Source organism: Cellulosilyticum sp. (assembly GCF_982396655.1).
Window position 1 is genome coordinate 37658 of sequence record NZ_CEVXFV010000001.1, and the last position, 20541, is coordinate 58198.

Here is a 20541-nt window from a genome sequence, read left to right on the forward strand (position 1 = left end):
CCTTAACTCATACTTTTTATACCTCGGCTCCCCATATCAACATAAACATTGTGGCAACACACAGAAAAGGACCAAAAGGATAAGGTTCACTCTTTTTCCTGATTACTAGCAAAATAGCGCCTACGCCTATTGCCATGGCACAAGCGATTATCAGCATTGTACAAAGTTGCCAACTTCCTATGAAAAGGCCTAGCATGCCCATTATACGCACATCCCCAAAACCAAGTCCCTCTCTGTGCATTAACTTATTAGATATACTATAAATAAGATAAAACCAAATGTATCCTGCACCTCCAGCTACAAGACCTGCCCATAAATAACCCCAATCCTGATAGATGATACTTAATACTACCTTAAATCCAATTCCTAAAAGGCTCCCAAATATAATTATGGATGTGGGTAAAATCATACACCTCATATCAATGAGACTTAGTATAATAAGCACTATACAAAAGCTCATATTCATCAAAGTAATTACAGACATACCTTCTGCGAAAGACCTGTCTTGCCTCAAATAACAAAATCCCAAAACAAGCCCCGTATAAACACCAGTCAATACATAACGTCTAATTCTCTTGTACTTACTATCACACGTACGACCTTTCCCTTTAGGCTGCCACCTCTTCTCCATATACTTATTCAAGCAACATCCCATCATCATGCCTAATATCATCACAACAACTTCTTCCATTACCCTCCTCCTTCAGTAACCAGTCCTCACATATTATTTAACATTTAAAGTAACATCCTTCTCACCGTCTTTTACAATCCATATATCTTTATTCGCATCATTTACTTTTAACATATCATAGTTTGCTTCATCTACTACCAACACAAAATGATTTAGCTCCCCAGAAAACTTACAGGCCGCTGGCGTTGTTTGAAGCATTAACTTGGAATCCATCAAATACTTCGTGTCTAAATAGCCATTTGCAAGCAAATCCTTTAGCACCTTTCCTTCATTAATATCACCATCTACATTAAAAGTTCCTGGCGTTGTTCCTACATCAGCTTTGTAGATGTCAATTTGCTGCTGGATTACTTTAATGCTCGCAGCATCTGTTGTCAATCTAGCTCTTGCTGAAATCGTACTAAATTGTGGTACAATAACGGCACCCAAAATCGCCATAACTGCTACAACTACAATTAATTCAATCATTGAGAATCCTGCCTCACCTTTTGTTTGCTTCATCTTATTACGACTCCTTTTAAATAGCCTGCCTTATTCTCTTACATAATAGCTGTAGCCGCTGAAAAAGTAGGTTGCACAACTGCCAGCATGAATCCTCCTACCAAAAATGCCATTACAATAGTAAGCATAGGCTCCATCAGCACCATCAGCTGCTCTACTGCTAACTGAACTTCTTCTTTAAAATAACGACTCATTTTAACCAACATATCATCTAAGGCACCTGTCTCTTCTCCAATATGAATCATGCTCTTTAAAATAGGTGGATAGATGCTACTTTTCCTTAATGCATCATATAAACTGCTCCCTTGTTTTAAATCCTTCATGACCTCTTCTAATTCTTGACGAACTACTGCATTATCCATGACTTCTTTTGTAATCTCTATGGCTTGCAACATTGGAATACCAGATGATATAAGCATCGACATAGTAGCTGAAAAATTAGCTGACATTGATTTTTTCTTAAGCTTTCCAAAAACAGGAAGCACTAAAGCTACTTGGTCTATCATCTCTTTCCCGCCTTTAGTTCTTGGGATCAATATACTTATCCCTACCCCTATGACACACACTACTAAAATGATCAACCAGTTTCCCATAATAAAATCACTTAACCCTATCATTATCCGTGTAGAATTTGGAATCTGAGCTCCTGTTTCTACCAGTAAAGTCATAAAGTTTGGTACAACCTTTATCATTAATACAATCACAACACAGATTAAAGTCAAAAGTACTAAAGTAGGATATGCCAATGCCCGCTTAATCCTTTGCCTAATCTGTAATTGATTTTCAAAATGGTCAACAGTTTGACGCATGACTTGTTCTAATCTGCCAGATGCTTCACCACATTCAATCATGTGAACCAAAAGTTTTGGAAAAATCTTTTCTTGAACTGCTGCCTCCGAAAGCCGGTCACCACACATAACTGCTTCTTGAATATTTCTAAGATGGCTTTTCAGCCTTTTATTTGTACACTGCTGCATACAAACCTCTAAAGCCATAGAAATACTAATGCCAGCTTGTATCATAGCGGCAAACTGTTTACAAAAGAAATTAATATCCTTTAAAGCAATGTGCTCCTCTAAAATTAACATGCTAGTCTCCCTTCACCTACATCATTTAACCTTAAGCTTTTGCAAGTAAACATTTAAATTCTTCTCCCCTAGGTGCATAATAACTAGCTGTTTCTAATGTAATTTTTCCTTCATTATAAAGTTGTGCAAGAGAGGCTTCCATGGTTCTCATGCCTTGTACCATTCCTGTTTGAATTTGAGAATAAATTTGATGTGTTTTTTCTTCACGAATAAGATTGGCAACAGCTGTATTGGTCAGCATAATCTCTAAAGCCACACAGCGACCTTTGAGTGTCTTCTGTGGCACAAGCTGTTGGGAGATTACACCTTTTAAAATATCTGCAAGCTGCATACGAATCTGCTGCTGTGCATAAGGCGGAAAAATATCAATAATACGATCAATGGTTGCTACTGCCCCTATTGTATGCAGTGAACTTAATACTAAATGGCCCGTTTCAGCAGCCGTAATAGCTGTAGCAATAGTCTCTTGATCCCTCATCTCACCTATTAAAATGACATCCGGATCTTCTCTTAGTGCTGCACGCAGCGCCGCATTATAATTTTGACTATCTATACCTATTTCACGCTGATTCACCATACTATTTTTATGCGCATATAAAAATTCAATGGGATCTTCTAAAGTTAAAATATGTTTATGATATTTTTGATTGATATAGTCAAGCATTGTTGCAAGTGTCGTAGATTTGCCACTTCCAGTAGGACCTGTTACAAGGATAAGCCCTCTTGTATGGTCTGCTAAACTTTGTAATATAGAACGCGGCAGTCCCATTTGTTCCATAGTGGGAATCTCTACACCAATATAACGTAAGGCAGCGGCCCAACTTCCTCTTTGCTTAAACACATTGACACGAAAACGTCCCTTATCGGCTAAAGTATATGAAAAGTCTACTTCATTGTTTCCTTCAATCTGTGCTACAAGTCCCTTTGCTTCTAAAAGCTGTCCTATAAGCTGCCTTGTTTCTATCTCTTCTAATACGGGTAAATCTAACGGTATTAACTGGCCATGTAATCTAATGGTTGGCGGAATTCCCGCTGTTAAATGCAAGTCAGATGCTTGCCTTGCAATGACCATGCACAATAATTCATTAATGTTCATTCTGCATCCCACCCTTACTGCTCATATGTGATACGTAACATTTCTTCCAAAGTTGTAGTACCCTGTCGTACATTGTAATACGCATTTTCCCACAAGGTACGCATGCCTTTTTGCTTAGCTACTTCTTTAAGTTCTTCTGCCGTCGTCTTACCCGAGGCAATCATTTCTTGCAACTGATTATCCATCACTAATACCTCATGAACAGCACTTCTTCCCTTATATCCTGTTTGATGACAGCTTACACATCCTCCTGCTTCATACACCTCTATTCCTTGTGGTACCTTATAAAATGCGGCCTCCGAGGCTGTTACAACATGCTTTTTACAACAAAGAGGGCAAAGTTTGCGTACCAGTCGCTGAGAAATGACACCTTTAACTGCAGCACCTACCATATAAGCCTCTGTTCCCATATCAATAAGTCTTGGAATCGAACTTGCTGCATCATTTGTATGCAGTGTACTTAAAACCAAATGCCCCGTAATCGCTGCACGAATAGCAATACTACTTGTCTCTGCATCACGCATCTCACCTATCATAATAATATCTGGGTCTTGACGTAAAATTGCACGAAGCACCGCTGCAAAAGTAAGTCCTATTTTATGATTCACAGCCACTTGATTAATTCCCTCTAACATATTTTCAACAGGGTCTTCAACTGTCACAATGTTTAGAGATTCCTTATTAAGTCGCCTTAAGGTAGCTGCTAATGTAGTCGATTTTCCACTTCCTGTGGGACCTGTCAGCAAAATAATGCCATGAGGATTTTTAAGTAAATTTTCTACCTTAATATAATCCTCAGGAAAAAATCCAATCTCTGAAAGTTCTCGTTTCTTGTCCGTCCGATAAATGAAACGAATAACCGTTTTTTCACCATAAATTGTGGGTAAAATACTAATACGTAAATCTACTTTCTGCCCCTTAACGATTTTCGACATACGCCCATCTTGTGGTAAACGTCGCTCTGCAATATCTAGTCCTGATACAACCTTAATATGAGATGTTATGGCGCTTAACGTTTCTTTGCTCACATTTATCACTTCACGCAGCTGTCCATCTACTCTGTAACGTACGCATACCACCCGTTCAAAAGGCTCAATATGCAAATCTGATGCACCATCTAAAATACAGCGTTCTAAAAGATTATTTACAAGCTGTACCTTTGATGAATCTTCTCCCATTTCCCTTTCAGCTACTCTTGTCTCCTGCTTTTCTTCTTGAAGTTCCTTCTCAACTTGAAAAACAATATGCTTAGTTTGTGCAGAAATATACACTTGGTTAATCAGTTCATCAATAGCCCTTCCTGAAGCTAAAACTGGCAAAATCTCCATCTTTGTGCTAATTCTAATATCATCTAGGGCATATATATTTAATGGTTCTGTCATAGCTACGCGAAGCTTATCCTTCTCGGCGCCTATAGCAATGGCCCTATGCCTTCTTGCAATAGGTTCCGGGATTTTGGTCGCACTACTTAAATCAATAGCGCACTGCAATAAATCTACATAAGGAACATTTAACTGCTCTGATAATATCCTTAATAAACCCACCTCTGTTACAATCCCCTTCAAAATAAGGATTTCCTCTAATCCCTTTCCCGTTTTTTCTTGCTCGTTAGCAAGGTCTTGTAATACCTTGGGTGTCATTATATTCGCCTCTAAAAGCAACGCCTGCAGTGTTTTTTTCTGCACCTTTTTCATATGTTATCTCCTTAACATGTCTATTTTACCCCTTACACTACATTTTGTTTTTATATTCAGAAATTTTAATCAATTATTGTAATCATTATACTATTTAACTGATCTATAAGCAACATTTTCTTAACAATTTATTCCATATTCACTTTTATATACTAAATATAGCCTTAAAAAATAACATTTAGTCACCTATACTAATTTTTTATTATTTTTTTGCAATTAGTGCTACCCATTAAATCAGCTTTTTTATAGCTAACGCAAAAAACCTCAAACTTAGCTCTGCTAAGTTCAAGGTTTTTACTTTACCTATTAATTTTACCTTTTCTAAACTTTGTCGTTTATATATTTCTATGTTTTCCTACCTTTCTTGAAAACAACCTACACTTAATTTCTTCTAAGCATAAGCTAGGCATTACCCTTATAAATAGCCTCCCGATGCTTTATAAATTCGCAAAAATCGGTAAGTCCACTTAGAAATATATATTTTATAAAGTTCAGATAAGGGGGAGGCCAACCTTTTTTTAATTACTACATGAAAAGTTTCTGTTTAAACTGCTACTTAAACATCTACCTTGGTACCCATAACTAAAAAAGGCCATCTAACTTTAATAATACAATGAATTGATATGTGTGTAAGACCTTTTCACCCACTTAACTAAACTAAGCTTTATAAGCATCCTTGCCGCCATAAGTTTGACAGTGCTCATCCCACCATGTTAGCTACTCGTCCCGCCAGCTTAAAAAATAAGCTTGTCAGCTTTGCCCTTCAAGTTCTGTGATTTGCCTTACACTTATCTATATGTTAAGTTTTAAAAAAATCCCTACCTATTTTATAAAACTTTATAAAAAAATAAGCCACATCATAAGCAAAATGCTTAGTGACGTGGCTTATTTTTTTACATTTATTTATGTAATAAATGATTATTTGTTCATTGCTTCTTGGATTGCAACGGCAACTGCTACAGTAGCACCTACCATTGGGTTGTTACCCATACCGATAAGACCCATCATTTCTACGTGAGCAGGAACTGATGATGAACCAGCGAATTGTGCATCTGAGTGCATTCTTCCCATAGTATCTGTCATACCGTATGAAGCTGGACCAGCAGCCATGTTATCTGGGTGAAGTGTACGACCTGTACCACCACCAGAAGCTACTGAGAAGTATTTTTTACCTTGTTCAATACATTCTTTTTTGTATGTACCAGCTACTGGATGTTGGAAACGAGTTGGGTTTGTTGAGTTACCTGTGATAGATACGTCAACACCTTCCATGTGCATGATTGCAACACCTTCACGAACATCATCAGCACCATAGCAACGAACTTTTGAACGTTCACCGTCAGAATATTTGAACTCTTTAACGATTGCTACTTTACCTGTTGCATAGTCAAATTGTGTTTGAACATATGTAAATCCGTTAATACGAGAGATAATTTGAGCAGCATCTTTTCCAAGACCATTTAAGATAACTCTTAAATCTTCTTTACGTACTCTGTTTGCAGAACGTGCAATACCGATAGCACCTTCAGCTGCTGCGAAACTTTCGTGACCTGCTAAGAAAGCAAAACATTTAGTTTCTTCTCTAAGAAGCATAGCTCCTAAGTTACCGTGACCTAAACCTACTTTACGGTCATCAGCTACTGAACCTGGGATACAGAATGCTTGAAGACCTTCACCGATAGCTTCAGCTGCATCTGCTGCTAAGTGAGCATCTTTTTTAAGTGCGATAGCTGCACCTAATGTGTAAGCCCAACCAGCATTTTCGAAAGCGATTGGTTGAATTCCTTTTACGATTTCATATGGGTCAAAACCTTTTGCTTGACACATTTCTCTTGCTTCTTCAATATTTTTAATGCCGTATTTTTCACATACTGCATTGATTTGGTTAATTCTTCTATCATAAGACTCAAATAATGGCATTTCTCGGCACCTCCTACTCATGTCTTGGGTCAACTGTACGTACAGCGTCATCAAATCTGCCGTATTGACCTGTTGCTTTTTCTAATGCTTCACTTGCATCCATACCTTTTTTGATCATATCCATCATTTTACCAAAGTGAATGAATTTGTATCCAATGATTTGATCATCTGCATCTAAGGCAATGTTTGTTACATAACCTTCAGCCATTTCAAGGTATCTTGGTCCTTTAGCTACTGTTGAGTACATTGTACCAACTTGGCTACGAAGTCCTTTTCCAAGGTCTTCAAGACCAGCACCGATTGGAAGTCCACCTTCTGAGAAAGCAGTTTGAGTTCTTCCGTATACGATTTGTAAGAATAATTCACGCATAGCTGTATTAATAGCATCACAAACTAAGTCTGTGTTAAGCGCTTCAAGGATTGTTTTACCAGCTAAGATTTCTGCTGCCATAGCTGCAGAGTGAGTCATACCTGAACATCCGATTGTTTCTACTAACGCTTCTTCGATGATACCATCTTTAACGTTAAGTGTTAATTTACATGCGCCTTGTTGAGGTGCACACCAACCTACACCATGTGTGAGGCCGCTAATATCTTTAATCTCTTTTGATTGTACCCATTTACCTTCTTGTGGGATTGGCGCTGGACCATGGTTTGGTCCTTTAGCGATTGGGCACATTTGTTCTACTTCATGTGAATACATCATTTGTCATGACTCCTTTCCACTTGTGTATATTTAAAGATAAATCTTTAAATCAAAAATTTAACAATACATACATATTGTATCGGCGGATAAGGAATATGTCAATATTTATCCTTTTTAAATTGTTATTTAAATTGGTAAATTTTATGTCCCGTCACATTTTGAGGTAGTTTTTTGGTGGCAATGCTCAAGGTACCTTCCCTTAGTAAATCCTTAAAAATACAAGCTTTTTGTTGCATTTTCTGTCCTGTTGTGTCTAAAATTTGAGCTTGTAAATTTTTTACAACATTTTTTTTATTCCCCAATAAAAATTGTACTTCTAGTACATCTACTTGTTCTAATCCTTTATCTAAAAGTCTAAATTGCTGGTGTACTCTTGTTAATGCTTCTGTTTGACTTGCCTTTAATGCAGCTTCATTAATAGGTGTTTTATCTAAAAATTCCCCACTTTCTGCAATAACCTGTAAAGAATGTTTAAAATCTGGGTCTCTATAGGTATAGATATTAAAGGTTGTTGGATATTGACAGTTACAACCTGCACCATAAGCACCTAAACCAATTCTTATCTTAGGATTAAAATAATTTTTTGCCATATAGGCCGCTGCCACAAAATCGCTTCCTTCTACTGGCTTTTTCAATGTATTTTGTATATAAATATAATCTACAGCCGTATCTAGTTGTAGAAAGCTTGTCTTAGGCATTTGTTCAAATTTATACTCTGTACGATTTAATGATTCATTCTTTTGTCCCTCTTTGATAATCTTTTTTAAGCTGTGCAAATAACCATTACTTGATTTATAAGGTGAGGTGATTGCAACAACAAGTCCATTCGTCTGGTATACACTTTGATCCATTTGTTTTACTTTTTCAATCCAAGCAGTACCTTGTTCTTTTAAGCAAGCCTTGCAAAATTCATAAAAAGGATAGCCCTGTTCATATAGATAACGTTTTTGTGCTTCAGCACCACCTAGACCTAAGTTACCTAATGTACCCAGCACATTATTTTGGCTAGCAGCTTGGCTTCCATTAATAAACTTCTTAAGCTTATATTCATACCAGCTCGCATCTTGACTTAATAAATTTGCTCTAGCTTCTTCTAATATTTCACCATGCTCTTTTTCTTCTTTAGGTGTAACCATTGTTATTTTAAAATAAGGTTTATAACCTGCTTCTTCATTTGGCAAGGCAATACAATTCGTTTTTAATATCCCCTTAAAAGGTGTTTGTTCCCTTCCGCTTTCCTCTAATAAATAGCTGTACAAAAAGAGATAAGGCAAATCTTCTTGTTTTACATTCCCTGTTTCATAATAAAGCTGACTACGTGCAAATTCTGTTTGAGCCTTAGTTGTTAAAAGTGTATATTCCCCTTTGGCTGTTTCTTTAAGACTAAGGTTTTCATCCAATACAAGTTCCTCTAGTGGAACACCTTCTAAATTACATTTTTGACCTTGCCACTGGGTCATTTGCTTTTTAACTTGTCTCCATTCTTCTTTTGTAAGCTGTGTCAAAGTAAGGGGATCTTCTATCTGCATTTGACCAGGTGTTAAAAAGAATGTACACATACTTGCTTCTTGCCATAATGCCCTACACGCTTCTTTTTTAATCGCTTTAATTTGGTCTACATATTCTTTACGCTTATAATATTGACTTTCATCTTTACCATGTGCCCAACCATCTAGTATCGTCTGTGGAATAAAAATACTACGTTCTTCGTCTTCTTCATTTTGCATTTGTCCCCATTTAGCTTCTAAGAGTACATCTTCCTCCATAGCCTCTTCACGGCTTTCAGAAATCTTAAGTAGTACCTCATCTAATATTGCATTATATAAATTTAGCTTTTCCCGTGGAATATTTTTCACCACTAACGTATACATCATATAAGGTAGGTCATCATCCTTCAGTATTTTTATTTCTTGACAGCCTAACTTTTGAAGTGTTTGTTGCATAGGACTTAAACGGCTTCCTAAATAGGCATTAATCCATAAATCCATTTGTACCTCTTCTTCTACACTTAGCGCATGTGGCATCACAAAACTTTTAGCAATAGCACACTTACTTCCTGGATTTAATACTGCACTTTTTACCATTTTAGGCACTTGTAACGTTTTTACTTCAAGACTTATATTTTCTCTTGGCTCTTTTGAACTGTGTAAATATGTTTCAATTATTTCAAGTACTTCTTCTATTGGTAGCTGCCCATATAATACCACACGCATGTTACCTGGATAATAATAACGATTGTAGGTATCTATAAATTGCTGATATGTCAGCTTCGGTATTTCATTAGGATCGCCACCGCTATCATGACTATATAACGTATCGCGATATACCGTTTGCCTTACTGTGCGATATATCTTGCGATCTTCATTCCCATAAGCACCTTTCATCTCATTATATACAACACCACCACTACGTTCTTCTTCTGGTGCATAATTAAAAGACTCTTCATAAAATCCGTAAGGCTGATTTAAAAAATCAGGATTAAAAATACTATCTAGGTAAATATCAAGTAATGCCTTATAACAAGTCATATAAGGTGTTGCAAAAGGAAAGATTGTCATATCCCCACTTGTTAAAGCATTCATATAAATATTAGGATAACTGCTACTTGCATCAAAAAACAAACTGGATGATGGATACTTCTTTGAGCCTGTAAATAGGGTGTGTTCAATAATATGATTGACACCGGTAGAATCTACAGTCGGCGTACGCACACCTAATGTAAAACTCTTATTCGTATCGTCATTTTCAATCCAAATTACTTCTAAGCCACTATTTTGATGCACATATTTGTGCAGTACATCTTTCCCATGTCTTTCTTTAGCATATTCTTTAAACTGACTTGTTATCTTAGTATTTTCTACATTTTTTAAGTTTTCAGCTTGCCCATAGCAATTGGTCGTCACCAAAACTGCTGCCAGCATTATAAAAAAACATCTTTTTAACATGCCCTTCACTCCTTTTAGTTAGAATGTGCAGCTCATAGCGTTCTCATACACAAACTTACCTTTTCCTTTTGTTCTAGGAAAAAGTCTTTTTTCATATATTATAGTTAGCATAAATACTTATTGATTCTAGGAGGGAATTTAAATGTCATCTTCTTCAAAGAGTAATCCAAACTCCTTTTACCCCCCCAATAACGCTAGGCAAAATTTAGGTCAACTTATCGTACAACTTTCTACAGATCCAGAACAAGGTACCCTCACACCTATCTCAAATGTACAAATTACCATTAAACAAACAGCACCTACTGGTGAAGAACAGGTACTTGCCAACTTTGTAACAGATGAAGTAGGTCAAACCCCTTCCATTGAACTTCCTGTACCCCCTATAGATTACAGCTTAGATCCTACCAATACGCAAATTCCTTATGCCACTTATCGGATTGAAACAACTTCTACAAATTACATTGACACCATTGTCCGTGGCTCCCAAGTATTTGCTGATACTTTATCTGTTCAACCTATTTACTTACAACCTACTACACGATTCCAAAGAGGTACAGGACGTCATCCACGTGAGAAATTTATACGACAACTTTCTGAGGACATTGTTATAGGTCCAGCTACCTTATATGGTAATTATCCTGATAAAATTCCCGAGGCCGAAGTAAAACCAATTATTCCCGGCTCCGGCTTTATCACGTTATCTAGTGTAATTGTTCCTGAATTTATCATTGTTCACTCAGGTAGTCCTAATGATAATACAGCCCCCAATTACACCGTTCCTTTCTTAGATTATATTGCTAATGTTGCCAGCTCCGAAATTTATCCAACCTGGCCAACTGAAACAATTAAAGCTAATGTTATTGCCATTGTCTCCTTTACCTTAAATCGTGTTTTCACTGAGTGGTACCGTAATCAAGGTAAGTCCTATACCATTACTAATTCCACGGCTTATGATCATGCTTTCTTCTATGGTCGTAACCTATTTGATACAATCGTCCCTATTGTTAATGAAGTATTTGATATATATGTCAAACGTCCTGGTGTTCTCCAACCACTTCTCACACAGTATTGCGATGGCGTTAAATCGCAGTGTCCAAATTGGATGACACAGTGGGGCAGTAAAGATTTGGGCGATGCAGGATTTAGTGCTGAGCAAATCCTTCGTAACTTCTATGGTAATATTGACTTAAGTACAGCTCCAGCTGTAGAAGGTAATCCTGAATCCTATCCTGGTACGCCACTTCAAATTGGCTCTAGCGGCCCAGCTGTAAGACAGCTCCAACAACAACTCAATCGTATTTCACAAAATTATCCACTTATTCCTAAAGTAGCTGTCACTGGTAATTTTGATGATGCCACTGCTGATGCCGTAAGGACCTTCCAACAAATCTTCCATTTAACACCAGATGGTATCGTCGGTAAAAGTACATGGTATGAAATTTCAAGAATATATGTTGCAGTATCTAAACTAGCAGAGTTGGGGTGATTACCAAAATGATTAATTTAATTATCTTTTACTTTAAGAATAATAAAGCACATCTTTTTATGACAAGAAAATCAGGTCGAAAAAAATCTGATTGATTTAAAAAAAGGAAGGTCTACTTTTGTTATGTAGTACCTTCCTTTTTTGACTTATTAAATTTTTGACTTATTAAATGATTTATTCTGTTTTTATTGCTGATAATGCAGATAGTTTAGTGGCCTTTTTAGCAGGGAAATATCCTGATACAAGCCCTACTAAAGTAGCAAATAAAGTAGCTGCTGCCATAAGCCAAAGTGGCACAATTGAAACAACACTTGCATCATACATACCAAGCATTTCTGCAATAGGCCCACCAGCCATATTCATCAGCTTTGAAAGTAAGAAAGATATCAGCGATCCCACAATGCCACCTATAGCCCCAATCATTAAAGCTTCTATTAAAAACATATGCTTAATGTCCGTGAGCTTCGCACCAATTACTTTCATAACACCTATTTCCTTTGTACGTTCATAAATACTCATCATCATTGTATTGGCAATACCAATTGCTGCAACTAAAAAGGATACAATACCTATACCACCAAGTGCCATACGCTTGCTATTAGATTGCTCTTTTACACGTTCGATGTATTCCATACTACTATCTACATCACTATAGCCTAATGCCTTAATCTGTTCAACGACTTCTAATACATTATCACGGTGATTGATTTTAACCGCTACCTGTTCATAGGTTGGCAGCTTATCTTTATCCTTCTTATTATCAGAACTCTCGTCTCCCCAACCTAACTTTTTGCGATAAGCCGCTTTAGCCAGTTTAATTTCTTCATAAATATTGCGTGTTACAAAAATTGTCTGCTCCATGCCATTGTTGTTATTTGCAAGTTGCCCTACAACTTTCACTTCAATACCTTTAGGTTCTTTAATTTTCCCTTCTGTGCCATCTAAAAAAGGCTTTCCTTTATCATCATAGTCTGCAGCTTCTAAGACAATTTTATCACTGCCTATTTCAATAGGGAGTGTAGGGAGTTCTTCCCCCCACACCATGTTATCCCAGTTAAACTGTTTACCAATCTTATTCATATAAGCAAGTACTTGACCGCCTATCACCACAGACTTTTTCTCTTCCTCATCTACAAATCGGCCCTCAGCCAATTCATAATCTAAGGCTTCCATATCTTCCTTGTCTAGTACCATAACTTGCATTGAAAAAATACTTCTTTGTTTGCCAAGGGTAATATAGGCATCTGTCGTAAGCTGTGGAATCACGTGTTCTACATTAGGGATTTCTTCAATTTTTCTCACAACTTCATCTGTAAGCTTAGGCGCTTCATCGCCCCCCCAGCTATAGCTATAGATATTAACTAAAGTCAAATCTCCCCACTGCGCAAATTGCTCCTCCATATTTTGATCCATGGCAATTCCTAAAGATAACATAAGCACAATAGATACTGTACCAATGACAACACCTAATACGGTCAGAGCTGTACGTAGTTTCCGCCGCCATAAAGAGCGAATACTCATACTAATTAAGTCTCTAATCTTCATCCAGCATCATCTCTTCTTTTTTCTTTTTACGTTTTTTGAGCATAATTATTACAATAACAATGATTACAACTATAACTGCACCAATACCTGCAATATATGGCCATTTTGCTTTTTGTGGTGCTTCTTCTTCCATCATCATATCATCCATAGGCATCTCTTCCATCATATCCATGGCAGGATCTACCTGGAAACTAAACTCTTCAACTACTTGTTTTGCTTCACCTGTTGTATCTTCATAATCAATAATAAGCCTTCCAGTTAAAATCCCTTCTTGCTCTGGAATAAGTACAGGTTCATAACTTTCTTGTGCCTGACTTTCAAAACCACCAATAAACACTTTGTTATCTTGTACACTAAAGCCTTCGCCTTCAATATGGACAATAACATTTGTTACATTCGTTTTACCTGTATTGTAAAGTGTAGCAGATAAATAAGTTTCCATCCCTACTTGTCCAATATCTACATTAATATCACCAATTTCAATCTTTGTCGCCTGTTCTACAGGGATACCAATGCTTTCTGTAGCTGTCACTTCATTCCCTTCATTATCCTCATAAGCCATCTCTAAGCTGACTTCATAAGTCTTAGGTTGTGCACTTGGAATGGTGTACATTGTAATTTTCTTAGTTTGCATTTCACCTGGGTTTAAGTCTGCAATATAAAATGTATTACTTGCCTTAACAGGTGCAAATACTGTTCCTGTATTATTTTCACCTTGTTCAACAATTTTTAAGTTAGCTTTTAAGTTATGTACAGATTCAAGTTTATGTGTGTTTAAAAAGCCAATTTCAAGTTCAAAGTTTTCGCCAGCTTTAACAACTACTGGATTTACAGCATATTCACCAATGATAACTTTTGGTTTGCCTTTTTTGTTTTCTTCATCCTCATCATCCTTGTTATCTTCTTTATCTTTTTTAGGATTTGTGATATTTACACTGCCATATTGATTAATAACAATAGGTGTCTCACCCTCCCCATATTCGACTTCAATCTTAATAGGATGAGAACTGCTTACTGCTGCTGCAGTCGCTGCAAAACTTACTGTATACTGCTTTGTTGCACCCTTTTCTAACTTGTTAAGGAAGAAAAGATTTTGAGACTTAGGTACGATGCCTTCATCTCCTGTTACTGTAATCTTAAGTTTTTCTGCGCCACTTTTTGAAGAAAGATTAAACTTCACATTGAAGTTCTGATCCACCCCATATGTAGCTGTAGGCGAAATTACATTGCTAATCACAACTTCAGAAGAAGCTGCTGAAGCTGTTGTATTTAAATAAACATATTGGCTATCTTCTTTTTCTTCACCTGTAGAACTTAAATAAGTCAGTTTTAACTGCACGGGTACTGTACTTGATTTCACACTCGTAGGTACTTTAAGTGAAAGTTCTACTTGCTGAGACCCTTTACTTGCTACAGTTCCCACATGCTTAACATTTCCGCCACCTACGATAGAAATATTTTCTGAGTTAACAACCTCAACACGCACATTTTTTGCATCACGATCCCCTACATTTTTAACTGTAAGTGTAAGCTTATTGGCTACACCTGGTGTAAAAATCGTATCACCTTTTGTACTTACCTCTAAAGCTGATGGGACTACATTTGTATCTACTTGAATCTTCACATCATAGCTTGTCCCTAAAATAGATACACTTGCTGGATAAACGCCACCTTTAGTTTCTTCATCTACATTTACTGTAAATGTCAAATTACGTGTTTCCTTAGATTTTACATTGCTTAAAGTTGCTTCACTCTCCTTGATTGTTAATCCTTTAACACTACTATTTAATGAAAGTGTTGCCTTTGCCTGATTAATTATACTACTTGTTCTATTTGTTACTTTTACAGTTACCTTTTGTGTCTTTCCAAGACCTACAATAAGGTTTTCTGTATTATCAATAGAAAAGGCATCTTTATAATCTTCACTTGTTTTAGCTGATAGTGTATAGTCAAGTGACCCACTTGTAACATATATTCCTTCATCTGAAATATCATTTGGATTCTTCTTAGTTCCTACAGGAATATTTACACTAATCTCCTTATCATCGCCTTTATAAATCAAGCCACTAATTGTAACAGTTCTTGGTACCCCATTACTAATTATTGCTTCTGAATCTGATACACTATATGATAACTTAGATGCATCTACTCCACCCCCACTTACAGTAGGCTTTAAAATATAAAGTGACTGATTTTCATCTGGATTATTTACAACTACTTTCACTTGTAAACTAAAGCTATCTCCTAATTGAAGCGAATTCTGGCTTTGTCCTATACTCTTAACCTGAATAGTTGCTTCTGCACCATAAACTAAATTAAAATTTCCCGGCAATATGTATGTAGCTACCACAATAAGACTTAACAGCCATGTGAGCCAATTATGATTGTGTTTCATAAATTATTTCCTTTCCATTCGGTGTATTTTTTTCAATCTTTAAGATGTTACCATCCTGTACTGTAATAATTTTATCTGCATAATCTGCAATTTCTGCATCATGAGAAACGATTATCATCGTCTGATGATGCTCTCTTGCAATTTTCGTAATCATTTCCATAACCTCAATTGTCGTATGAGTGTCTAAATTCCCGGTTGGTTCATCTGCAAATAAAATTCTAGGATTATTGACAAAAGCACGGGCAATACTTACCCTTTGCTGTTGCCCACCACTCATTTCCTTTGGCTTATGTTTTAGTCTACCGCCTAATCCTACAGCCTCTAACATTTTTGTAGCACGCTGCTCTCTTTCTTTCTTAGGTACCCCTTGAAAAATAAGCGGCAATGCCACATTTTCTAAAGCTGTCAAAGTAGGAATAAGATTATAAGATTGAAAGACAAATCCTATATACTTCTGTCTAAAAATTGCAAGCTGTGATTCATCTAATCTTTCAACATGTACATTTTTAATCTTAATAGTCCCCTTAGTAGGTTTTTCTAAACCTGCCAACATATTTAAAAGAGTTGATTTACCTGAACCAGAGCTTCCGAATAGGCAGCAGATTTCTCCTTTTTCTATCTCTAAATCAATATGATTTAAAGCGACAATTTTCTCTTTTCCCATACGATAAACTTTTCTTAGATTCTTTACTTCAATGATTGATTCCAGCTGATTTTCCTCCTTTCTCATACTTTTTGCATTCAAACTTCATTTTTACAAAATAGTATTTCTTTAGTATAAAATTCCACATACTATAGTGTAACATACCTTTATTTGATATACTATCCATTTCATTGTTTAAAATATATAAAAAAAACTAAAAAAATGAATAAAAGAGCTACTCCAAAACTATTTGACTAGTTGCGCAGTAGCTCCTTTATTCATTTTAAAAGATGAGTTGTCTTCTTAAAATATCCAAGCTATTTTCAATACATAGTTTGCCATATCCCCATTCACGACTTGGATACGTTACACCAGGAACATCTTTCTTAGTGCCTCTTAATAAATAGGTTTTTAAATTCTCACCATATAAATACACATTATTTCTCTCTACAATTCCCCATTGCATTAAAAGTGCTACACCGCCTGTCACATGAGGGGTCGCCATACTTGTGCCACTTAAAACTTTATAACCTGTACTTGTATTACTAGGACCTGTAATTTCTACGCCTGGTGCCACTAAATCGGGTTTAATGACACTATCGTTCCTTCCAAATCCTCTTCCGGAAAAAGGCGCTATCTGATTGGTGACATGATTATATGCACCCACCGTAATCACTAATCTAGCCGTTGAAGGTGTTGTAAGCGTCGTATCTGCTACAGGTCTTAAAAAGTAGCTATTTCTTCCTGTCACTTCTACAGTAGGCCCCCATGCATTATAATTTCCATCAATAACATTTATCCCATATATCACAACTGTCCAGCTCCCACTTGTAATAGGTTTAGTAGGGTCTGAAGCCGTTAAGTAGATTGCAAATTCTTCATCTCCATTTAAGGGCGACGGTCCTGCAAATGTTGTATAAACCTTCGTCCCGCCTAATCCATATTGTACAGGACCTGTTGCATAAATTAATCTTGGTGTCTGTCTACCTGAAGGATCAATGACTTGAAATTGAAATTCATCAATAAAACTTTTCCAAACAGACAAATTATATTGTGTCACATTTTCACCGATTTGAAATTGAAAACGTGCTTCTCCCCCTTGTGTTACTACACCTGCTGTATGATTTTCCGTATTCCCTTCATTACCACTTCCTACTACTATGTTATTTTTCCAGTGCGTTGCTGCATCGTCTAAATATTGTTCTAAAAGTGCATTTCCATCATGGGGTCCTGCATTCATACCTATACTAATATTAATAGCTACCGGTTTACCAAGTTCTGTTGCCTTTTCTATAACATAACGTACAGCTAGCATAATCTCTACATTTCTCACAAAGCCTTCAAAATCCGGCTGACCTAACTTAACAATGATAAATTCTGCATCTGGTGCCGCCCCTTTATGGTTCCCATTTGCACCTCTGCCATTACCTCCTGCCGTCCCCGCCACATGTGTACCATGCCCGATAACATCTTCACTAGGGACTATAGCTAATCTCTGGGCGCGTGTAGGTTGGGCTAATGCTTCATTAATTTGGGCCCTAGTGTATTCTGTTCCTGTCAAGAACCCGGCTGGTGGACTACCTGTAATTGTTTGATCCCATATATATTCAATGCGTGTCGTTCCATCAGGATTTCTAAAGTCCGGATGCGCATAATTAATACCAGAATCAATAATGCCTAGTAAGACTCCTGTCCCTGTTAACTGATACGGGGCATTATTTTGAACACTGGTAATGCAACTTGCTTCCATATTAGTGACATCGTAAACCATCCGTTTAGGCGTCTCCATATACTCAACTTCTGTGTAGTTTAATAGATTTCTAATATTTTGCTGAGGGATACTTAATACAGCAAATTGATCATTAATAATTTGAGCGACACCACCTTCTCTCGCTGCAACGGCTGCAATATCGCCATTATATTTGACAACAATTTGCCATCTTCCCGTTTGCCCGAAACCTAGTAAAGCTAAATACTCTTCTGAAGCAGCAATTTCCTGTTCTGGTACAATGCTTAATATACTTAAGGTTGCATCTGTTTTGTTTTCCATAACATTTCACCACCTTAAGTACTCGTATTGGCAAGATCTAACATATAACTTAGGGCTGCCTCTATGCATAATACACCATACCCCCAGCTTTCATTGGGATAAGGTGCATAACTTGAGGCCCTTGTTGCGGTACGTACAAGGTATACTCTTAGGCGTTGGCCATAAAAATTGCGTTGCTGTAAAACAAAAAGTCCATATTGAAGTAAAAGGGCATAGGCTCCTCCTACAAATGCTGCTGCTGCACTAGTTCCTGTAAAGTTCACATAGCCAGTGGTACTATCTTTATTTGCTACAGGAATATTAATTCCAGGTGCTACAAGGTCTGGTTTTATCCTATTATCTGCTGTATATCCCCTTCCGGAAAATGGGGCGATTTGTGTCGTTTGTGCATTGAAAGCACCTACCGTTGTACCGCCTCTAGATGTTCCAGGACTTGTAAGTGTTTGTTCAACACTCGGATTAAAAAAACGACTACCACTCTCTGTAATTTGTGCCCACATATTATAATTACCTATTAAAACACTTTTGGGTGTAACACTAAAGTTCCATTGTCCTTTATTAATGTTCGCTGTTCCTTGTGCCTGAAACCATATAAATATTTCTTGTCTTGTAATATTACTGACAGGTTCTAAAAAATTAACCAGTACTGCTGTATTATCAAATAAGTAAGCCCGATTAGGTGTTCTACGGCTTAGCGGGTCTGTTCTTTCTCCATTGGGTGCTTGAATAACCATTTCAGCTTCATCGATGAATTCTTTCCATAAGCAGCACCCATAACTTCGCTTATCTCCTTGCATCACAAACTGTATTGTTTCTGTGACCCCTTCTTTAAATTGACCACTTACATGACATCCCTTATTGGCTTCATTCCCTGCTCCTACAGTCACGTTACACACCCATACATAAGAGATTTCTTCTATATAACCTTCAAGTGGTGTATAACCATCATGACCTGTTAAACTATTACCAATTCCTAATATAATGCTGATAGGCATATTAAGTTCCCGTGCTTTACCTAATACATAATCTATCCCTTCCATAACATCCATATCTGTAGGCCGACTACTACCTAATTCATAATTACCTATTTTAACAATAATTAATTCACTTTCTGGTGCAACGCCTTTATTTGCCCCATTAGATGCTCTGCCATTTCCAGCTGCTATGCTTGCCATAGCTGTTCCATGTCCACTGTCATCTTCTGAAGGTACAATTTCAAGCTGCGCCTCTCTATTTTCCGCCTGTAAGGCCTCATTTATCTGTTCCTGAGTATATTCAGCACCTCGCCTAAATCCTACTGGTATCTTTCCTTCAATAGTTTGGTCCCATATATATCTAATACGTGTTGTATTGTCTTCATTTAAAAAGTCTACATAGCTATAATTAATACCCGTATCAATAATTGCTACAAGTACACCTTTTCCTGTCACATTAAATTGACTTGTGGGTAAGCCAATATTACTTGCACATACACTCCCTAAGCCAATATCAATATAGCTTTGTTCTACTGGTAAACTCAGCCCAATAATCTGTTCAGATGTCGAAAGCGTTCCAATGTTCTCCTTGGGAATAATCGCCATTAAATACTTACTTCCTACTTTAATAACATCCATATTTAGTTCTTCAATAGCTTGTGTTAAATCTCCTGCATAAGTTACAATAATTTGCCATCTATTGGGGTCATTTGGCATCTGAAACAATACTTTAGCCTCTCTTGATAGTAGATCTTCATATCTTAATGCCAACTGTAATTGTGGACTAATTTTATTAATATCCATAAT

Annotated in this window: 14 protein-coding genes; 1 reads left to right on the forward strand and 13 read right to left on the reverse strand. The window is 36.8% G+C overall.

From position 1 onward, the window contains the following. Nucleotides 1-16 precede the first annotated feature (16 nt). The 8 genes from AC1VAQ_RS00215 to AC1VAQ_RS00250 form a co-directional block, all read right to left on the reverse strand. Nucleotides 17-691 (reverse strand): prepilin peptidase, encoded by a 675-nt coding sequence (locus AC1VAQ_RS00215; RefSeq protein WP_302599327.1) that lies wholly within the window; start codon nucleotides 689-691, stop codon nucleotides 17-19. A gap of 33 nt (nucleotides 692-724) precedes the next feature. Further along, nucleotides 725-1192, reverse strand: a complete 468-nt coding sequence (locus AC1VAQ_RS00220) for a type II secretion system protein (protein ID WP_302599326.1) — start codon at nucleotides 1190-1192, stop codon at nucleotides 725-727. A 38-nt stretch (nucleotides 1193-1230) separates the two neighbouring features. Continuing rightward, a complete protein-coding gene (locus AC1VAQ_RS00225) occupies nucleotides 1231-2280 on the reverse strand; it encodes a type II secretion system F family protein (RefSeq protein WP_302599325.1) in 1050 nt (349 codons plus the stop codon). Between the two features lie 31 nt (nucleotides 2281-2311). Beyond that, entirely contained in the window at nucleotides 2312-3376 is a 1065-nt protein-coding gene (locus AC1VAQ_RS00230; protein WP_302599324.1) for a type IV pilus twitching motility protein PilT, read from the reverse strand. Nucleotides 3377-3390: 14 nt separating this feature from the next. Beyond that, nucleotides 3391-5070 carry a GspE/PulE family protein gene (locus AC1VAQ_RS00235; protein ID WP_479903351.1) on the reverse strand — a complete coding sequence of 560 codons (1680 nt, stop codon included), beginning with the start codon at nucleotides 5068-5070 and terminating at the stop codon, nucleotides 3391-3393. Nucleotides 5071-5988: 918 nt separating this feature from the next. Further along, nucleotides 5989-6990, reverse strand: a complete 1002-nt coding sequence (locus AC1VAQ_RS00240) for a GGGtGRT protein (RefSeq protein ID WP_302599322.1) — start codon at nucleotides 6988-6990, stop codon at nucleotides 5989-5991. A 13-nt stretch (nucleotides 6991-7003) separates the two neighbouring features. Then, nucleotides 7004-7696: an iron-sulfur cluster assembly scaffold protein gene (locus AC1VAQ_RS00245; RefSeq protein WP_302599320.1), complete on the reverse strand. Its 693-nt coding sequence runs from the start codon at nucleotides 7694-7696 to the stop codon at nucleotides 7004-7006. Nucleotides 7697-7818: 122 nt separating this feature from the next. Beyond that, nucleotides 7819-10641, reverse strand: a complete 2823-nt coding sequence (locus AC1VAQ_RS00250) for an insulinase family protein (protein WP_302599318.1) — start codon at nucleotides 10639-10641, stop codon at nucleotides 7819-7821. Between the two features lie 142 nt (nucleotides 10642-10783). Between AC1VAQ_RS00250 and AC1VAQ_RS00255 the strand changes: the two genes are divergently transcribed. Beyond that, nucleotides 10784-12127 carry a peptidoglycan-binding protein gene (locus AC1VAQ_RS00255; RefSeq protein ID WP_479903352.1) on the forward strand — a complete coding sequence of 448 codons (1344 nt, stop codon included), beginning with the start codon at nucleotides 10784-10786 and terminating at the stop codon, nucleotides 12125-12127. Between the two features lie 174 nt (nucleotides 12128-12301). Here AC1VAQ_RS00255 and AC1VAQ_RS00260 read toward each other — a convergent pair whose 3' ends face one another. From AC1VAQ_RS00260 to AC1VAQ_RS00280, 5 genes are all read right to left on the reverse strand, one after another. Further along, entirely contained in the window at nucleotides 12302-13672 is a 1371-nt protein-coding gene (locus AC1VAQ_RS00260) for an ABC transporter permease (RefSeq protein ID WP_302596422.1), read from the reverse strand. Next, complete coding sequence (locus tag AC1VAQ_RS00265; protein ID WP_479903353.1) at nucleotides 13662-16067, reverse strand: COG1361 S-layer family protein; 2406 nt, start codon at nucleotides 16065-16067, stop codon at nucleotides 13662-13664. Before AC1VAQ_RS00265 ends, AC1VAQ_RS00260 begins: the two co-directional genes overlap by 11 nt. Continuing rightward, complete coding sequence (locus tag AC1VAQ_RS00270; protein ID WP_302596419.1) at nucleotides 16051-16797, reverse strand: ABC transporter ATP-binding protein; 747 nt, start codon at nucleotides 16795-16797, stop codon at nucleotides 16051-16053. The genes AC1VAQ_RS00265 and AC1VAQ_RS00270 overlap by 17 nt, the downstream gene beginning before the upstream one ends. Nucleotides 16798-16993: 196 nt before the next feature. Beyond that, on the reverse strand, nucleotides 16994-18760 hold the full coding sequence (locus AC1VAQ_RS00275) for a S8 family peptidase (RefSeq protein ID WP_302596417.1): 1767 nt from the start codon (nucleotides 18758-18760) through the stop codon (nucleotides 16994-16996). Between the two features lie 14 nt (nucleotides 18761-18774). Further along, on the reverse strand, nucleotides 18775-20538 hold the full coding sequence (locus tag AC1VAQ_RS00280; protein ID WP_302596415.1) for a S8 family serine peptidase: 1764 nt from the start codon (nucleotides 20536-20538) through the stop codon (nucleotides 18775-18777). Nucleotides 20539-20541: the final 3 nt, after the last annotated feature.

What these genes read in the sequence shown, in the direction of transcription:
- AC1VAQ_RS00275 (WP_302596417.1), bottom strand. Translation starts at nt 18,760, where the DNA reads ATGGAAAACAAAACAGATGCAACCTTAAGTATATTAAGCATTGTACCA.
- AC1VAQ_RS00270 (WP_302596419.1), bottom strand. Translation starts at nt 16,797, where the DNA reads ATGAGAAAGGAGGAAAATCAGCTGGAATCAATCATTGAAGTAAAGAAT.
- AC1VAQ_RS00240 (WP_302599322.1), bottom strand. Translation starts at nt 6,990, where the DNA reads ATGCCATTATTTGAGTCTTATGATAGAAGAATTAACCAAATCAATGCA.
- AC1VAQ_RS00235 (WP_479903351.1), bottom strand. Translation starts at nt 5,070, where the DNA reads ATGAAAAAGGTGCAGAAAAAAACACTGCAGGCGTTGCTTTTAGAGGCG.
- AC1VAQ_RS00220 (WP_302599326.1), bottom strand. Translation starts at nt 1,192, where the DNA reads ATGAAGCAAACAAAAGGTGAGGCAGGATTCTCAATGATTGAATTAATT.
- AC1VAQ_RS00280 (WP_302596415.1), bottom strand. Translation starts at nt 20,538, where the DNA reads ATGGATATTAATAAAATTAGTCCACAATTACAGTTGGCATTAAGATAT.
- AC1VAQ_RS00260 (WP_302596422.1), bottom strand. Translation starts at nt 13,672, where the DNA reads ATGAAGATTAGAGACTTAATTAGTATGAGTATTCGCTCTTTATGGCGG.
- AC1VAQ_RS00245 (WP_302599320.1), bottom strand. Translation starts at nt 7,696, where the DNA reads ATGATGTATTCACATGAAGTAGAACAAATGTGCCCAATCGCTAAAGGA.
- AC1VAQ_RS00255 (WP_479903352.1), top strand. Translation starts at nt 10,784, where the DNA reads ATGTCATCTTCTTCAAAGAGTAATCCAAACTCCTTTTACCCCCCCAAT.
- AC1VAQ_RS00250 (WP_302599318.1), bottom strand. Translation starts at nt 10,641, where the DNA reads ATGTTAAAAAGATGTTTTTTTATAATGCTGGCAGCAGTTTTGGTGACG.
- AC1VAQ_RS00230 (WP_302599324.1), bottom strand. Translation starts at nt 3,376, where the DNA reads ATGAACATTAATGAATTATTGTGCATGGTCATTGCAAGGCAAGCATCT.
- AC1VAQ_RS00215 (WP_302599327.1), bottom strand. Translation starts at nt 691, where the DNA reads ATGGAAGAAGTTGTTGTGATGATATTAGGCATGATGATGGGATGTTGC.
- AC1VAQ_RS00265 (WP_479903353.1), bottom strand. Translation starts at nt 16,067, where the DNA reads ATGAAACACAATCATAATTGGCTCACATGGCTGTTAAGTCTTATTGTG.
- AC1VAQ_RS00225 (WP_302599325.1), bottom strand. Translation starts at nt 2,280, where the DNA reads ATGTTAATTTTAGAGGAGCACATTGCTTTAAAGGATATTAATTTCTTT.